Origin of the sequence: Micromonospora sp. LA-10 (assembly GCF_051853095.1) — a bacterium.
Classification (GTDB): domain Bacteria; phylum Actinomycetota; class Actinomycetes; order Mycobacteriales; family Micromonosporaceae; genus Micromonospora; species Micromonospora echinospora_A.
In genome coordinates, this window is record NZ_CP195710.1 from 4,626,598 (window position 1) to 4,641,626 (window position 15,029).

10 protein-coding genes and 1 pseudogene are annotated in these 15,029 nt (G+C 74.5%); 8 read left to right on the plus strand and 3 right to left on the minus strand.

The genetic code is table 11. From position 1 onward, the window contains the following. Positions 1 to 57: 57 nt before the first annotated feature. On the minus strand, positions 58 to 1,017 hold the full coding sequence (gene dapD, locus ACSDG8_RS21930; protein ID WP_210896209.1) for a 2,3,4,5-tetrahydropyridine-2,6-dicarboxylate N-succinyltransferase: 960 nt from the start codon (positions 1,015 to 1,017) through the stop codon (positions 58 to 60). 104 nt (positions 1,018 to 1,121) lie between these two features. Here dapD and dapE point away from each other — a divergent pair, with 104 nt between their 5' ends. Then, entirely contained in the window at positions 1,122 to 2,195 is a 1,074-nt protein-coding gene (gene dapE / locus ACSDG8_RS21935; protein WP_210942507.1) for a succinyl-diaminopimelate desuccinylase, read from the plus strand. 46 nt (positions 2,196 to 2,241) lie between these two features. Here the strand turns inward: dapE and ACSDG8_RS21940 are convergent, their stop codons facing one another. Next, positions 2,242 to 2,403: a hypothetical protein gene (locus tag ACSDG8_RS21940; protein ID WP_210896207.1), complete on the minus strand. Its 162-nt coding sequence runs from the start codon at positions 2,401 to 2,403 to the stop codon at positions 2,242 to 2,244. A 154-nt stretch (positions 2,404 to 2,557) separates the two neighbouring features. Here ACSDG8_RS21940 and ACSDG8_RS21945 point away from each other — a divergent pair, with 154 nt between their 5' ends. From ACSDG8_RS21945 to ACSDG8_RS21975, 7 genes and pseudogenes are all read left to right on the plus strand, one after another. Beyond that, on the plus strand, positions 2,558 to 3,439 hold the full coding sequence (locus ACSDG8_RS21945) for a TIGR00730 family Rossman fold protein (RefSeq protein WP_439427203.1): 882 nt from the start codon (positions 2,558 to 2,560) through the stop codon (positions 3,437 to 3,439). A 2-nt stretch (positions 3,440 to 3,441) separates the two neighbouring features. Then, on the plus strand, positions 3,442 to 3,987 hold the full coding sequence (locus ACSDG8_RS21950; RefSeq protein ID WP_073828787.1) for a TIGR00730 family Rossman fold protein: 546 nt from the start codon (positions 3,442 to 3,444) through the stop codon (positions 3,985 to 3,987). Between the two features lie 910 nt (positions 3,988 to 4,897). After that, positions 4,898 to 8,725 carry an ATP-dependent helicase gene (locus ACSDG8_RS21955; protein ID WP_439428069.1) on the plus strand — a complete coding sequence of 1,276 codons (3,828 nt, stop codon included), beginning with the start codon at positions 4,898 to 4,900 and terminating at the stop codon, positions 8,723 to 8,725. Further along, positions 8,722 to 12,096: pseudogene (locus ACSDG8_RS21960) on the plus strand (ATP-dependent helicase); the annotation flags it as partial. The gene ACSDG8_RS21955 and the pseudogene ACSDG8_RS21960, both read left to right, overlap by 4 nt. A 234-nt stretch (positions 12,097 to 12,330) precedes the next feature. Further along, entirely contained in the window at positions 12,331 to 12,534 is a 204-nt protein-coding gene (gene cspE / locus ACSDG8_RS21965; protein ID WP_013288421.1) for a transcription antiterminator/RNA stability regulator CspE, read from the plus strand. A 178-nt stretch (positions 12,535 to 12,712) separates the two neighbouring features. Beyond that, complete coding sequence (locus ACSDG8_RS21970; RefSeq protein ID WP_210896199.1) at positions 12,713 to 13,966, plus strand: DEAD/DEAH box helicase; 1,254 nt, start codon at positions 12,713 to 12,715, stop codon at positions 13,964 to 13,966. 280 nt (positions 13,967 to 14,246) lie between these two features. After that, positions 14,247 to 14,432 carry a hypothetical protein gene (locus ACSDG8_RS21975; protein ID WP_210896197.1) on the plus strand — a complete coding sequence of 62 codons (186 nt, stop codon included), beginning with the start codon at positions 14,247 to 14,249 and terminating at the stop codon, positions 14,430 to 14,432. Positions 14,433 to 14,581: 149 nt separating this feature from the next. Here ACSDG8_RS21975 and ACSDG8_RS21980 read toward each other — a convergent pair whose 3' ends face one another. Then, positions 14,582 to 15,025, minus strand: a complete 444-nt coding sequence (locus ACSDG8_RS21980) for an RrF2 family transcriptional regulator (RefSeq protein WP_439427204.1) — start codon at positions 15,023 to 15,025, stop codon at positions 14,582 to 14,584. Positions 15,026 to 15,029: the final 4 nt, after the last annotated feature.

The following is a 15,029-nucleotide window of genomic DNA, read 5'->3' on the forward strand; positions in this document are numbered from 1 at the left end:
GCCGGCCGTCCGGGTCCGCGCGGCGACTGCCGTCGCGGACCCGGACGGGGGTACGGCTCAGTCGTTGGCGTGCAGCGCCGCGTTGAGCGTGATGCCCTGGCCGGTGCGGGGCTTCGCCTCCAGCGCGCCGGTCACCGAGTTGCGCCAGAACAGCAGCCCGTCGACGCCGGACAGCTCGCGGGCCTTCACCGTCCGGCCGTCCGGCAGCGTGATCTTCGAGGCGGCGGTGATGTAGCAGCCGGCCTCCACCACGCAGTCGTCGCCGAGCGTGATGCCGACACCGGCGTTCGCGCCCACCAGGCTGCGCTCCCCGATGCGCACCTTCTCCGTGCCGCCCCCGGAGAGCGTGCCCATGATCGAGGCGCCGCCGCCGATGTCGGAGCCGTCGCCGACCACCACGCCCTGCACGATCCGGCCCTCGACCATCGAGGTGCCGAGCGTGCCGGCGTTGTAGTTGACGAAGCCCTCGTGCATCACAGTGGTGCCGGAGGACAGGTACGCGCCCAGCCGGACCCGGTCCGCGTCGGCGATCCGCACCCCGGACGGCACCACGTAGTCGGTCATCCGGGGGAACTTGTCGACCCCGTACACGGCCAGGTGGCGGCCGGCGGCCCGCTCGATGACGCGCAACTCGTCCACCCGCTCCGGCGGGCACGGCCCGGCCGACGTCCAGGCGACGTTCGCCAGCTTGCCGAAGATGCCGTCGAGGTTCAGCTCGTTCGGCCGCACCAGGCGGTGGGAGAGCAGGTGCAACCGCAGGTACGCGTCGGCCGCGTCCTTGATCGGGTCGTCCAGCGAACCGATCACCGTGGTCACCTCGACCGTGCGCAGGCCGGGCAGCGCACGCGCGCCGATCGCGCCCGGCGGCAGGTCGAGCACGTCGGCCTGGTCCTCGCCGGGCACCAGCGGCAGCTCGCCCAGGCCCAGCTTGCCGGTCGGGTACCAGGTGTCGAGCACCTGGTCCTCGGCGGTGACGGTGGCCAGGCCGATGCCCCAGGCGGATGGTGCGGACGTCACGATGTCACCTTTCGTTCCGGCAACGGCGTCCGCCGCTGCTCGCGGCCGCGGGCCTCGCCGAACGTGTTCCCTGGCCCGCCGAGGTTGACGGTACCGTGCGAGACATGCAGAACCCGTTGACCCCCGAGGTCCTGGCCGATCCGGTGGCGCTGACCCGCGCCCTGGTCGACATCGAGTCGGTCTCCCTCAACGAGAAGGCGATCGCCGACTGCGTCGAGGAGGTGCTGCGCCGTGTGCCGCACCTGACCACCTACCGGCACCAGAACACCGTCATGGCCCGCACCGACCTGGGCCGGGCACAGCGCGTGGTGCTCGCCGGTCACCTGGACACCGTCCCGCTCAACGGCAACTTCCCCTCGACCATGCGCGGCGACCTGATGTACGGCTGCGGCACCTCCGACATGAAGTCCGGCGTGGCGTTCGCGCTGCACCTGGCGGTCACGCTGCCCGACCCGCGCTACGACATCACGTACTTCTTCTACGAGGCCGAGGAGATCGAGTCGAAGTACAACGGCCTCACCCTGGTCGCGCAGAGCCACCCGGAGTGGCTGGAGGCCGACTTCGCGGTGCTGCTGGAGCCGACGTACGGGATCGTCGAGGCCGGCTGCCAGGGCACCATGCGGGCGGTGGTCACGACGCACGGGGAGCGGGCCCACGCGGCGCGTTCCTGGCACGGGGTGAACGCCATCCACGGCGCGAGCGAGGTGCTGCGGCGGCTGACCACGTACGAGGCGCGCCGGGTGACGATCGAGGGCTGCGACTACCGCGAGGGCCTCAACGCGGTACGGATCACCGGTGGGGTGGCCGGCAACGTCATCCCCGACCGGTGCGAGATCGAGATCAACTACCGGTACGCCCCGGACCGCGACCCGGCGGGCGCCGAGGCGCACCTGCGCGAGGTCTTCGCCGGCTTCGACCTGGCGGTCACCGACGCGGCGGCCGGCGCGCCCCCCGGGCTGGACAACCCGGCGGCGCAGGAGTTCCTGGCGGCGGTCGGCGCCGCTCCGATCGGCAAGCTGGGCTGGACGGACGTGGCGCGGTTCGCGGCCATGGGCATCCCGGCGCTGAACTTCGGCCCCGGCGACCCGAACCTGGCGCACCACAAGGACGAGCACGTCGAACTGACCAAGATCCGGGACGGTGCGGCCACCCTGCACCGCTGGCTCGCCCCGGCCTGACGCGCCGCGACCCGGGGCCCGCACCCGCCCGGCGGGCCCCGGATCGTCAGACGCTCGTCGTCAGGGGCGCATCCGCCTCGCCGGTCTCGCCGGTGAGGTCGGTGCGGTGGCTCTCCATCATCCGGGCGCGGCGGCGCTCGGCCACCACGTCGCGGATCCGCCGCTGCATCTGACGGCGAATCCGGATCATCTCGCTGTTACTGATCAACGCTGGCTCCTCCCCCGAAGGCGCGTCGCCCGGGGTATACCGGGTATGTGAATAGTAAGACGTACGAGCCAGCGATTTAGTTGCCCGTATCCCAGATTTTCTTCGGCTCCCGGGCCAGCGCGTCGCGCCGGACGCGCTCCATTACGGTGACCACATGGGCGAGAGCAGCGAGAAGTCGGCCGGGCAGGGGCAGCGGGGGGAGCAGCGGCGGGGAGAACGGCACCGCGGTGCGGTGACGCTGCGCAACCGGGCGCTTCCGACGAGTACTGCCGATCAGCGGCTGCTGGACTCCCGGGGACGCAGCGACTGGAAGACCAAGGACGCCTGGCGGGCCCTGCGGATCCTGTCCGAGTTCGTCGAAGGCTTCGACACCCTCGCCGACCTGCCACCGGCGGTGAGCGTCTTCGGCTCCGCCCGCAGCAAGCCGGACAGCCCGGAGTGCCGGCTGGCCGAGGAACTGGGCGCGGCACTGGCCCGGGCCGGCTACGCGGTGATCACCGGCGGCGGCCCCGGCGTGATGGAGGCGGCCAACCGCGGCGCCGGCGAAGCCGGCGGCCTCTCCGTCGGACTCGGCATCGAGCTGCCGTTCGAGCAGGGCCTCAACGACTGGGTCGACCTGGCCATCGACTTCCGCTACTTCTTCGCCCGCAAGACCATGTTCGTCAAGTACGCCCAGGCGTTCGTGGTGCTGCCCGGCGGCTTCGGCACGCTGGACGAGCTGTTCGAGGCGCTCACCCTGGTGCAGACCGGCAAGGTGACCCGGTTCCCGGTCGTGCTGATGGGCACCGACTACTGGCGCGGACTGCTCGACTGGCTGCGCACGACCATGGCCGCCGAAGGCAAGATCGGCCCGGCCGACCTCGACCTGATCCGCCTCACCGACGACGTCAACGAGGCGGTCCGGCACATCGTGGAAGCCGAGGCCGTGCTCTCCGCCGAACAGGAGGCCGTACGCGAGGAGGCGGTCGCCCGGGTCGCCGCCGACCAGCGCGCCGCCGCCGAGGCCGCCCCCGAGGGCCCGGCCGGACGGAGCTGAACATGGCGAACGTCTGCGTCTTCTGCGCGTCCTCCCGCACCCTCGACGCCCGCTGGCTCGCGCTGGCCACCGAGACCGGCGAGGAACTGGCCCGGCGCGGTCACACGCTGGTCAGCGGCGGCGGCTGCGTCGGAATGATGGGCGCCGTGGTGGAGGGCGCACGGGCGGCCGGCGGCCGCACAATCGGCGTCATCCCGCAGTCCCTGGTCGACCTGGAGGTCGCCGACCTGGCCTCCGACGAACTGCTCGTCACCGACAGCCTGGCCGACCGCAAGACGCTGATGGACGAGAAGTCCGACGCGTTCGTCGCGCTGCCCGGCGGCCTGGGCACGCTGGACGAGCTGTTCGAGGTGTGGACCACCGCCACCCTGGCCCTGCACGCCAAGCCGATGGTGATCGTGGACGTCGACGGCTTCTACCGCCCGCTGCTCGACTGGATCCGCGGGCTCGGCGAGCAGCGCTTCCTCAAGCCGGCCGCGCTGGACCTGCTGATGGTCGCGGACAGCGTGCCCGCCGCCCTCGACCTGATCGACGCCCGCCTCACTTGACGCGCGCCCGGTCAGCTCGTGCTTGATCGACACCACCTCGGGGAGGTGGTGGTGTCCGGGCCTGTGGGATATGGCCATTTCCCCGTGGTGGTGTTGATCTAGGGGTGGGATGCGGCCACTTCGCCGATGTGGCGTGAGCGCCCGGGCTGGGCGTGTGGGGTCTCGTTTGCTGGCGTGGCGTGGCGTGGCGTGGCGTGGCGTGGCGTGGCGGGTTCGGTTCGTGTGTGCCCGGCCGGTCAGGCTTGTTCACCACCGTCTCGAGAGCTTGATCGACACCATCTCGGGGAGGTGGTGGTGTCCGGGCCTGTGGGATATGGCCATTTCCCCGAGGTGGCGTTGATCTAGGGATGGGATGCAGCCACTTCGCCGATGTGGCGTGAGCCCCTGGAGCCGGGCGTGTGGGTGTGCCGTTGCTGACGTTGCCGGGTTCGGTGCGTGTGCGCCGGCCGGTCAGGCTTGTTCACCACCATCTCGGGAGCTTGATCGACCCCACCTCGGGGAGGTGGTGGTATCCGGGCCCGTGGGATGTGACCATTTCTCCGTGGTGGTGTTGATCTAGGGTCGGGATCCCGCCACCTCGCCGAAGTGGCGTGAGCGCCTGGGGCTGGGCGTGTGGTGTGTTCGTTCGCTGACGTGGCCGGGTTCGGGCTGTGCTCGGCCGGTCGGCCCTCGCTTGATCAACACCATCTCGGGGAGGTGGTGGTGTCCGGACCTGTCGGATGTGGCCATCTCGCCGTGCTGGTGTTGATCTAAGGCCGGGATGCGGCCACTTCGCCGAAGTGGCGTGAACGGGCTGGAGCCGGGCGTGTGGCAAAGCCGGCAGTGGTGCGCGCTGCGGGCAGGTGAGCTGGTGACGGGCGGCACGGCGGTCGGTTTCCGGGTGTCGTACCGGCGTGGTGGGATGTCGGTGATGCAGGCGTACCGGTTGGTGCGCCGGCCCGGCGGCGCGGGGGCGGGGGTCACCCACGGCGCCGGGGCGGGGCAGGGGGTGGGTCGGCCCGGTGGGCCGGCCGATGCGGAGCCGCGATCCGGGGGGTCGGCGGGCGATGCCGCGCACCCGCAGACCGCCACGCCGCCCGGAAGCACTTCGCCGCAGACCGAGACCGGAGCATCGCCCCCGCCACCCGGGAGCGGCACGCCGCAGACCGAGGCCGGAACACCCCGGCCGTCAAGCGGGAGCGGCACGCCGCGGACCGAGGCTGGGGCGTCGGCAGCGTCGGGCGCCTCGCCGGGGATCGGGGCCGGGGAGGGCACGAACAATTCGCGCCGGGTCGATCCGGTGCAGGCCGAAGTGGTCGCGCACACCGACGGGCCGATGCTCGTGGTGGGTGGTCCCGGCACCGGCAAGACGTCCACACTCGTCGAGGCGGTCGCCGCCCGGGTGGCCGAGGGCGTCGACCCGGAACGCATCCTGGTGCTCACCTTCGGCCGGCGGGGCGCCACCGATCTGCGCCACCGGATCGAGGCGCGGATCGCCGGGGGCGGGCACCGCGTGATCCGCGAGCCGCTGGTGCGCACGTTCCCGGCGTACGCCTTCGGTTTGCTCCGCCGCGCCGCGGCCGAACGGGGCGAGCCCTCGCCCCGGCTGCTCACCGGCCCGGAGCAGGACCTGATCATCCGTGAGCTGCTCGACGTGGTGGGGGAGGAGCCCGGCGACGACCCGGTCGGCTGGCCGGAGGACCTGCGCCCCGCGCTGCGTACCCGGGCTTTCGCCCAGCAGCTCCGTGACCTGCTGATGCGGGCCGCGGAGCGCGGTGTCGGCCCAATGGAGCTGGCCCGGCTGGGCGAGAAGCTGGGCCGCGCCGACTGGCCGGCCGCCGCGCGCTTCCTCCGGGAGTACGTGGCCGTGCTCGCGCTGCGTGACGTGAGCAACCGGGGTTCGGTGGCGTACGACCCGGCGGAGCTGGTGCGTGCCGCCACCGGCATGCTGCTCGACGATCCCGAGCTGCTCGCCGCCGAGCGCCGCCGCCTGACCCACATCTACGTCGACGAGCTGGCCGACACCGACCCGGCCCAGCTCGACCTGCTCGCCGTGGTGGCCGGGGGCGGCCGGTCCTTGGTGGCGTTCGCCGACCCGGACTCGTCCACGTACGCGTTCCGGGGCGCCGATCCGGCGGGCGTCGCCACGTTCCCGCACCGCTTCCGCACCGCCTCCGGCGCACCCGCGGCCCAGGTCACGCTCACCACCTCGTACCGGGCCGGGCCGGAACTGCTGGCGGCCACCGCACGGCTGGCCCGCCGGCTGCGCGGCCCGGCGGCGCACCGGCGACTGCGCCCGCTGCCCGGCGCGCCAGCCGGAGCGGTGGAGGTGCGGACGTTCCGATCGGCCACGAGCGAGTCGGCCTGGCTGGCGCACGCGCTGCGCGAGGCGCACCTGCTCGACGGCGTGCCGTGGTCCCGGATGGCGGTGCTGGTCCGCTCCACCGGCCGGCAACTGCCGTCGCTGCGGCGCGCGCTGCACACGGCCGGCGTGCCGACAGTCGTACACGGTGAGGACCTTCCGCTGCACCTCCAGCCGGCGGTGGCCCCGCTGCTGCTCCTGCTGCGCTGCGCGCTCGAACCGGACCGGCTGGACGAGGAGGCGGCGGTCGCGCTGCTGCACTCGCCGCTGGGCGGGGCCGACCCGCTGGCCGAGCGGCGGCTGCGTCAGGGGCTGCGGGCGCTGGCGCTGGCCGGCGGCGACCGCCGTCCCTCCGGTGAGCTGCTGGTGGAGGCGCTGCGCGACCCGGCCGAGCTGTCCACCATCGAGCGCCGCTGGGCGGCACCCGCACAGGCCGTGGCGCATCTGCTGGAGACCGCCCGGCAGTCCGCCGCCACCCCGGGCGCGACAGTCGAGGACGTGCTCTGGGCGGTGTGGCGGGAGAGCGGGCTGGCCGAGCGCTGGGCCGGGGCGATCACCCGGGGACGGGCGGCGACCGGCGAACACGAGACCGCCCAGCGCTGGCGGGCCGAGGCCGCCGACCGGGACCTGGACGCCGTACTCGTGCTCTTCGACGCGGCGGCCCGGTTCACCGACCGGTTGCCCGGCGCGCGTACCGAGGTGTTCCTCGACCACGTCCTCGGGCAGGAGTTGCCCGCCGACACGCTCGCCGCCGCCGCCGACCGGGGCGACGCGGTACGTCTGCTCACCGCGCACGCCGCGAAGGGCCTGGAATGGGACCTGGTCGCGGTGGCCGGGGTGCAGGAGGGCGTCTGGCCGGACCTGCGCCTGCGCGGCAGCCTGCTCGGCTCGGAGCGCCTGGTCGACGTGCTGGCCGGCCGGGCCGACGGCGCCGGTCTGCGCGCCAGCCTGGTCGGGCAGACGTCGGCGCTGCTGGACGAGGAGCGGCGGCTGTTCCACGTGGCGATCAGCCGGGCGCGGCGACGGCTGCTGGTCACCGCTGTCGCGTCCGCGGCGGTCGGCGGGGACGACCACGAGGAGCAGCCGAGCCGGTTCCTGCACGAACTGGCCGCCGCCGACCCGCCCGCCACCGGCGGAACCGGCCCCGCCCCGACCGGCCCAAACCCGATCGGGAACGGGCCGACCGGGAACGGATCGACCAGGAACGGCCCGGACCCGGACCCGTCCGGTCCGGAGCACGCCGCGCCGACCGGCCCGGCCCTCACCGGCCGGGCCCCGGCCGGACCGAACGCGACCGCAAACGGCCCGACAGGTACGGCCACGCGCGGGGGCACCGCGGACGGGCCGGTGCCGCATGGGGACGAGCATCCGCAGGACGGGCCGCCGAGCGCGCTCCCGGTCACCCTGCCGCCGCGTGGGCTCACCCTGTCCGCGCTGGTGGCGGAGCTGCGTACCGCGATCACCGACCCGGCGGCGCCGGTCACCCGGCGGCACGCGGCGGCGGGTGAGCTGGCGCGGCTGGCCGCCGCCGGGGTGCCCGGCGCGCACCCGGACGACTGGTGGGGGCTGCGCGGTCTCTCCGACGACCGGCCGTTGGTCGACGAGGGCGAGCCGGTGCGGGTCACCCCGTCGGCCATGGAGAGCGCGATGCGGTGCAGCCTGCGTTGGCTGCTGGAACGGCACGGCGGCAGCCCGCCGGCCAGCGCCGCGCAGGGCGTCGGCAACCTGGTGCACGCCGCCGCGATGCTGGCCGAGGACGCCAGCGTCGACCGGGAGGCGCTGCTGGAGTATGTGGCCGCCCGGTTCGACGCGATCGAGCTGGCCGCCCGGTGGATGGCCGGCCCGGAGCGGCAGCGCGCCGAGGCGATGGTGGACAAGCTGCTGCGCTGGCTGGCCGGCAACCCGCGCCGCCTGCTCGCGATCGAGCACGAGTTCGCGGTCCGACTCGACGACCCGTCCCGCCCGGTCCAGCTGACCGGCCGGGTCGACCGGCTGGAGGTCGACGCCGAGGGGCGGCTCGTGGTGATCGACCTGAAGACCGGCAAGTCGACTGCGGTCACCGAGCGGGAGGTGGCCGAGCATCCGCAGCTCGGGGCGTACCAGGCGGCGGTGGAGGCGGGCGGGTTCGCCGAGTTCGGCGAGGAGCCGGGCGGGGCCGCGCTGGTGCAGCTCGGAACCGGAGCGCGCGACGCGAAGGAGCAGACCCAGGCGGCGGCCGGGGAGGGGCCGGAGGCCGGGTGGGCCACCGCGCTGGTGCGCCGTACCGCCGAGACGATGGCCGCCTCGACGTTCGCCGCCGTGGCCAACTCCAAGTGCCGGGTCTGCCCGGTCCGCACCAGCTGCCCGGTCTCCGGCCAGGGCCGCCAGGTGGTCGAGCCGCCCCCGGAGAACTCATGACTGTTCAGCCGGCGCTGTTCGGCGCCTCCGCCACGCCCGCGCCGCGCGCCGCCGACGCCGGGCCCCGCTACACGCCTGTCGAGCTGGCCCGGCTGCTGCGGCTGCCCGCGCCGACCCGTGAGCAGGCCGCGATCATCGCCGCGCCGGTGGAGCCGCTGCTGGTGGTCGCGGGCGCCGGCTCGGGCAAGACCGAGACGATGGCCGCGCGGGTGGTCTGGCTGGTCGCCAACTCCTACGTACGCCCCGAGCACATCCTCGGCCTCACCTTCACCCGCAAGGCGGCCGGTGAGCTGGCGCACCGGGTCCGGACCCGCCTCGACCAGCTCATCCGGCGGCTCGGCCGGCAGGGGCGGGACCCGCACGACGATCCGCTGGCGGGCGAGCCGACCGTGTCGACGTACCACTCGTACGCGGGGCGGATCGTCACCGAGCACGGGCTGCGCGCCGGGTACGAGCCGACCACCCGGCTGCTCACCGAGGCGTCCCGCTGGCAGCTGGTCGACCTGCTGGTGCGCAACTACGACGGCGACATGTCCGAGGTGGACCGGATGCCGTCCACGATCACCGACGCCGTCCTGGCGCTCGCCGGTGAGCTGGACGAGCACCTGGTCGACCCGGACGAGCTGGCCGCCTGGACGGGCCGCTTCTTCGCCGAGGTGCAGTCCCGGCCGGGCCGGGTGTACGCCGACGTCCGCAAGGCGCTCCAGCTCCAGCGGACCCGGCTGAAGCTGCTGCCGCTGGTGCGCGCGTACGCCCGGCGCAAGGACGACTTCGAGGCGATGGACTTCGCCGACCAGTTGGCCCGCGCCGCCCGGGTGGCCCGCGACCACCCCGGCGTCGGCGTGATCGAGCGGGACCGGTTCCGGGTGGTGCTGCTCGACGAGTACCAGGACACCAGCCACGCCCAGGTGGTGCTGCTCAACGCGCTTTTCGGCGGCGGCCACCCGGTCACCGCGGTAGGCGACCCGTGCCAGTCCATCTACGGCTGGCGCGGCGCCAGCGCCGGCACGCTCGACCGGTTCCCCGCCGAGTTCGCCCGCACCGACGGCAGCCCTGCCGACGTGCTCAGCCTGACCACGAGTTGGCGCAACCGGCCGGAGATCCTCGGCGTCGCCAACGCGCTGTCGGTGCCGCTGCGGGCGGCCGGCGCGCGGGTGCCGGAACTTCACGCCGCGCTCAGCGTCCGCGACCCGATCCCGCACCGCACGCCGGGCGGGCAGGCCGCCGGCACCGTGCACTGCGCGCTGCTGGAGACGTACGCCGACGAGGCCGACTGGATCGCGGACAGCGTGCTGGCGGCGTGGCGGGGCGCGGCCGGGATGCCCGGCGCGCTGCCCGAGCACATCCCCGCCGACCGCCGCCCGACCACGGCGGTGCTGGTGCGGCTGCGCAGCCAGATCCCGGCGATCGAGGCGGCGTTGCGTGCCCGCGGGCTGCCGGTCGACGTGGTCGGCCTGGGCGGGCTGCTGGACACCCCGGAGGTACGGGACGTGGTGTGCACGCTGCGCGTGCTCGCCGACCCGACCGACGGCGCGGCGCTGCTGCGGCTGCTGACCGGCGCGCGCTGGCGGATCGGCCCGCGCGATCTGGTCGCCCTGCACCGCCGGGCCCGCGCGATTGCCCGCAGTCGCCGGGAGCTGACCGGGGACGAGGGCCCGGAGATCACCGTGGACGCGCTGGACGAGGCGACGCTCGTGGAGGCGCTGGCGGATCTGGGGCCGGCGCAGGCGTACTCGGCCGAGGGCTTCGCGCGGCTGCGCTCGTACGGGATGGAGCTGGCGCTGCTGCGTTACCGGCTGGACCAGTCGCTGCCGGAGCTGATCGCGGACATCGAGCGGACCATCGGGCTGGACGTCGAGGTGGCGGCCCGGGCCGGCCGGGACGGCGCGGGCGACGCCGGGCTGGCCCGCGCGCACCTGGACGCGCTCGGCGACGTCGCCGCCCGGTTCAGCGGTGAGACGCCCGGCGCGACGCTCGCCGGTTTCCTCGCCTACCTGGCCGCCGCCGAGGACGAGGAGCGCGGGCTGGCGCCCGGTGAGGTCGAGGTGGTGGCCGGCGCGGTGCAGGTGCTCACCGCGCACGCCGCGAAGGGTCTGGAGTGGGACGTGGTGGCGGTCGCCGGGATGACCCGGGGCGTCTGGCCGGGGCCGGTCCGCAACTCCGACCACTGGCTGGGCGGGCTGGGCGTGCTGCCGTTCCCGTTGCGCGGCGACGCGGACGGGCTGCCCGAGCTGGCTCTGCCGGAGGCCGAGGACCAGCGCGGGGTGGCCCGGGCGCTGACCGAGTTCACCGACGACTGGCGGGCGCACGACGAGCGGGAGGAGCGCCGGCTGGCGTACGTGGCGGTGACCCGACCCCGCCGCCTGCTGCTCTGCTCCGGCTACTGGTGGGGGGAGGGGACCAAGCGGTTCCGGGGCCCGTCGGTCTTCCTGCGCGAAATCCACGACGCCTGCCTGGCCGACCCGGACGGCCACGTGGTCGACGCCTGGACGCCCGAGCCGGCCGGCGACGCGGTGAATCCGACCACCGAGACCGTGCTGCGGGCCGAGTGGCCGGCCGACCCGCTCGGGGCCCGCCGGCCCGCGCTCACCGAGGCGGCGGCGCTGGTCCGCCGGCACCTCGCCGACCCGGAGGTGGCCCGCCGCGAGGCGGCGCTGCTCGCCACGACCGGCGCGGGGGAGGACGCCGAGGTGGCGCGCTGGCGACGCGAGGCCGATCTGCTGCTCGCCGAGCGGGCGGAGCTGGCCCGGCAGGCCGAGGCGGTCGAGGTCGAGCTGCCCGGTCAGCTCTCGGTGACCCAGCTCGTGGCGTTGCGCCGCGACCCCGAGGCGCTGGCCCGGACGCTGCGCCGCCCGATGCCGAGCGAGCCGAGTCCGTACGCCCGGCGCGGCACCGCGTTCCACGCCTGGCTGGAGCAGCGCTTCGGCGCCGACCGGCTGCTCGACGTGGACGAGCTGCCCGGCGCGGCGGACGAGGACGCGGCCCCGGACGAGGCGCTCGCCGAGTTGCAGGAGCGCTTCCTGGCGAGCGAGTGGGCCGACCGGGTGCCGGTGGAGGTGGAGGTGCCGTTCGCCACTGTCGTCGCCGGTGTGGTGGTCCGGGGCCGGATGGACGCCGTCTTCGCCCGCCCCGGCGGGCGGTACGACGTGGTCGACTGGAAGACCGGGCGGCAGCCCACCGGGCGGGAGGCCGACGCGGCGGCGGTGCAGTTGGCGGTCTACCGGCTGGCTTGGGCGGAACTGGCCGGGGTGCCGGTGGAGCGGGTCGGCGCGGCGTTCCACTACGTCCGGGACTCCGCCACCGTCCGCCCGGCCGACCTGCTCGACGCGGAAGGGCTGGCCGATCTGGTGGCCGCCGTGCCGGAAATCCCGGGGGATCTTCCGCAGCGCGAGAACCCGTGATACGTTGTCCGGGTTGCAGTTTTGGTTTCCAGAGACTCTGTGTGCGCCTGGCGGATTGTGGCCCCAGGCGCTCTTTGTTGTGTCCGGAGTTCTCCGGGCGGGGCGACCAGCAGCGACAGGCACGCCGCGTATTCCACGCGCGGGGTGCTCCTCTCCGGCCCGCAACACGTGCGGGCCGACCGTTCCGTCAAGGAGACGAAACACATGGCAATTGGCACCGTCAAGTGGTTCAACGCTGACAAGGGCTTTGGCTTCATCACCCCGGACGACGGCGGCGCCGACGTCTTCGCCCACTTCTCGGCGATCCAGACCTCCGGCTACCGGAGCCTGGACGAGAACCAGCGGGTCGAGTTCGAGGTGACCCAGGGCCAGAAGGGCCCGCAGGCGGAGAACATCCGCCCGCTCTGATCTTCGGATCAACCGGCACCACCACCGCGTCCTCTCGGGCGCGGTGCACGGGCCGGCCCGCCTCTGCCGGGCCGGCCCGTCCCTTTCGGTTCGTGCTTGTGACCACCGGCGACGCCGGTGACGCGCCGCAGTCCGGCGCCCTTCCTCGACACGTGCCGCCTCGAGGAAGGCTTTTCGTATGACCACGACCCTGCCCACGTTCGCCGCCACCGGCCTGGCTCCGGCGCTCATCTCCGAGCTGGTCGCGCAGGGCATCTCCGCGCCGTTCCCGATCCAGGCGGCCACGCTGCCGGACTCGCTGGCCGGCCGGGACGTGCTCGGCCGGGGCCGTACCGGTTCCGGCAAGACGCTCGCGTTCGGGCTGCCGCTGCTGCACCGTACGGCCGGTCGCCGGGCCCGCCCCGGCCGCCCGCTCGCGCTGGTGCTCGTACCCACCCGGGAACTGGCCGCGCAGGTCACCGCCGCGCTCACCCCGTACGCGGCCACGCTCGGGCTGCGCTGCGCGACGGTGGTCGGCGGGCTCTCGCTGAGCCGGCAGGCGGCCGCGCTGCGGGCCGGCGCCGAGGTGCTGGTGGCCACTCCGGGCCGGCTGCACGACCTGATCGACCGCGGGGACGCCCGGCTGGACCAGGTGACCATCACCGTCCTGGACGAGGCCGACCAGATGGCCGACATGGGCTTCCTGCCGCAGGTGACGAAGCTGCTGGAGCAGGTCGCCCCGGGTGGGCAGCGGATGCTCTTCTCGGCCACCCTGGACCGGGGCGTGGACCGGCTGGTCCGCCGCTTCCTGGCCGACCCGGTGACGCACTCCGTCGACCCGGGCACCGCCACCGTCACCGCGATGACCCACCACGTGCTGCACCTTGAGGCGGACGACAAGCAGGCCGCGCTGGCCCACATCGCCGCCCGCGAGGGCCGCACCATCGTCTTCATCGCCACCAAGCACCGCGCCGACCGGGTGGCCCGGCAGTTGCTCGCCAAGGGCGTACGCGCCGCGGCGCTGCACGGCGGCAAGTCGCAGCCGCAGCGCACCCGCATCCTGGAGCAGTTCCGCACCGGCCAGGTCACCGCGCTGGTGGCCACCGACGTGGCGGCCCGGGGCATCCACGTCGACGGGCTGGACCTGGTGGTCAATGCCGACCCGCCCGCCGAGGCCAAGGACTACCTGCACCGGGGTGGCCGGACCGCGCGGGCCGGCGAGTCGGGCACCGTGGTCACGCTGGTGCTGCCGGAGCAGCGCCGGGACTTCGCCCGGCTGATGAGCACCGCGGGCATCAACCCCAAGACCACCCGGGTACGCCCCGGCGACAGCGAGCTGAGCCGGCTCACCGGCGCCCGCGAGCCGTCCGGTGTGCCGGTGACCATCACCGCGCCCGCCGCCGCGCACCCCGCCCCGGCGACCCGTCCTCGCCGGCGTCCGCGCCGCCGCTGACCGCGCCCCGTCGTCCGACCGGCCTCGCGTCCGACCGGCCTCGCGTCCGACCGGCCTCGCGCCTGATCGGGCCGCGCCTGACCGGCCGCGCGTCCGGGCGGCCCGTGTTCTGTGCGGCCCGCGCCTGACCGGCTCGTCTCCGATCGGGCCGCCCTTTCGCTCCTGAGTCGGGAATCAGCCGATGTTCGGTCGGCTGCCCGATTGTGCGGCCGGACACCGGCGGTGATGCTGCTCCGCGGGGAGCCGGTCGGGGGGTCGACCGGACGCGGAGGGAGCGGTCATGGCGGGGGACGCCGGCTCAGGCGGAGCACGGGAAGTGTTGCTGGTGCTCGCGGTCGCGGGCGCCGGCCTGGCGCTCGCCGCGGTGGCCGCGTTCGGGCCCTGGCAGCCCTCCGACGGCGGCCGGCAGGACCGTGGCGCCGCCCGCAGCTTCACCCCGGGGATGAGCGCCCCGCACACGCAGTAGCCGCGCCGGGCGGATGATGCCCGGAAAGCGATATGACTCTCGGGCATATTTATGCCCGAGAGTCATATCGGCCGCGAGTCATGCCTCTGCCGGCCGACGAACGGTCGGGGCTGCGACCCCGCGCCGTCGGCCCCGTGGCCGGACGCGCGTCAGGGTGCCGTGGCCCGGTCGCTCAGCAGGTCGGCGAGCGTGGTCCGGTCCACGACCAGGGCGATCGCGCCGTCCACCGCCAGCCACACGTCCCGCAGGCCGGTGGCCACGCCGTGGTAGCCGGCCCGGTCGGCGGGAATGCCCCGGACACTCGTGATCGCGCCACCCACCGCGCGCAGCACGTCACCGACGCTGATCTCGTCCGGCGGGCGGGTCAGCGCGTACCCGCCCTCGGTGCCGCGGTGGCTGTGCAGCAGTCCGGCCCGCCGCAGGTCGAGCAGGATCCCCTGGAGGAAGCTGAGCGGGATGTCCTGACTCTCGGCCAGGCTCGCCGCCTTGACCAGCTCGCCGCCACCGATTCCCGATTCGCCTGTGGTGTCGGCGACGTCGGCGACGGCGAGCATGGCCCGGAGCGCGTAGTCGGCGCGCGCGGAGATGTACACGGCG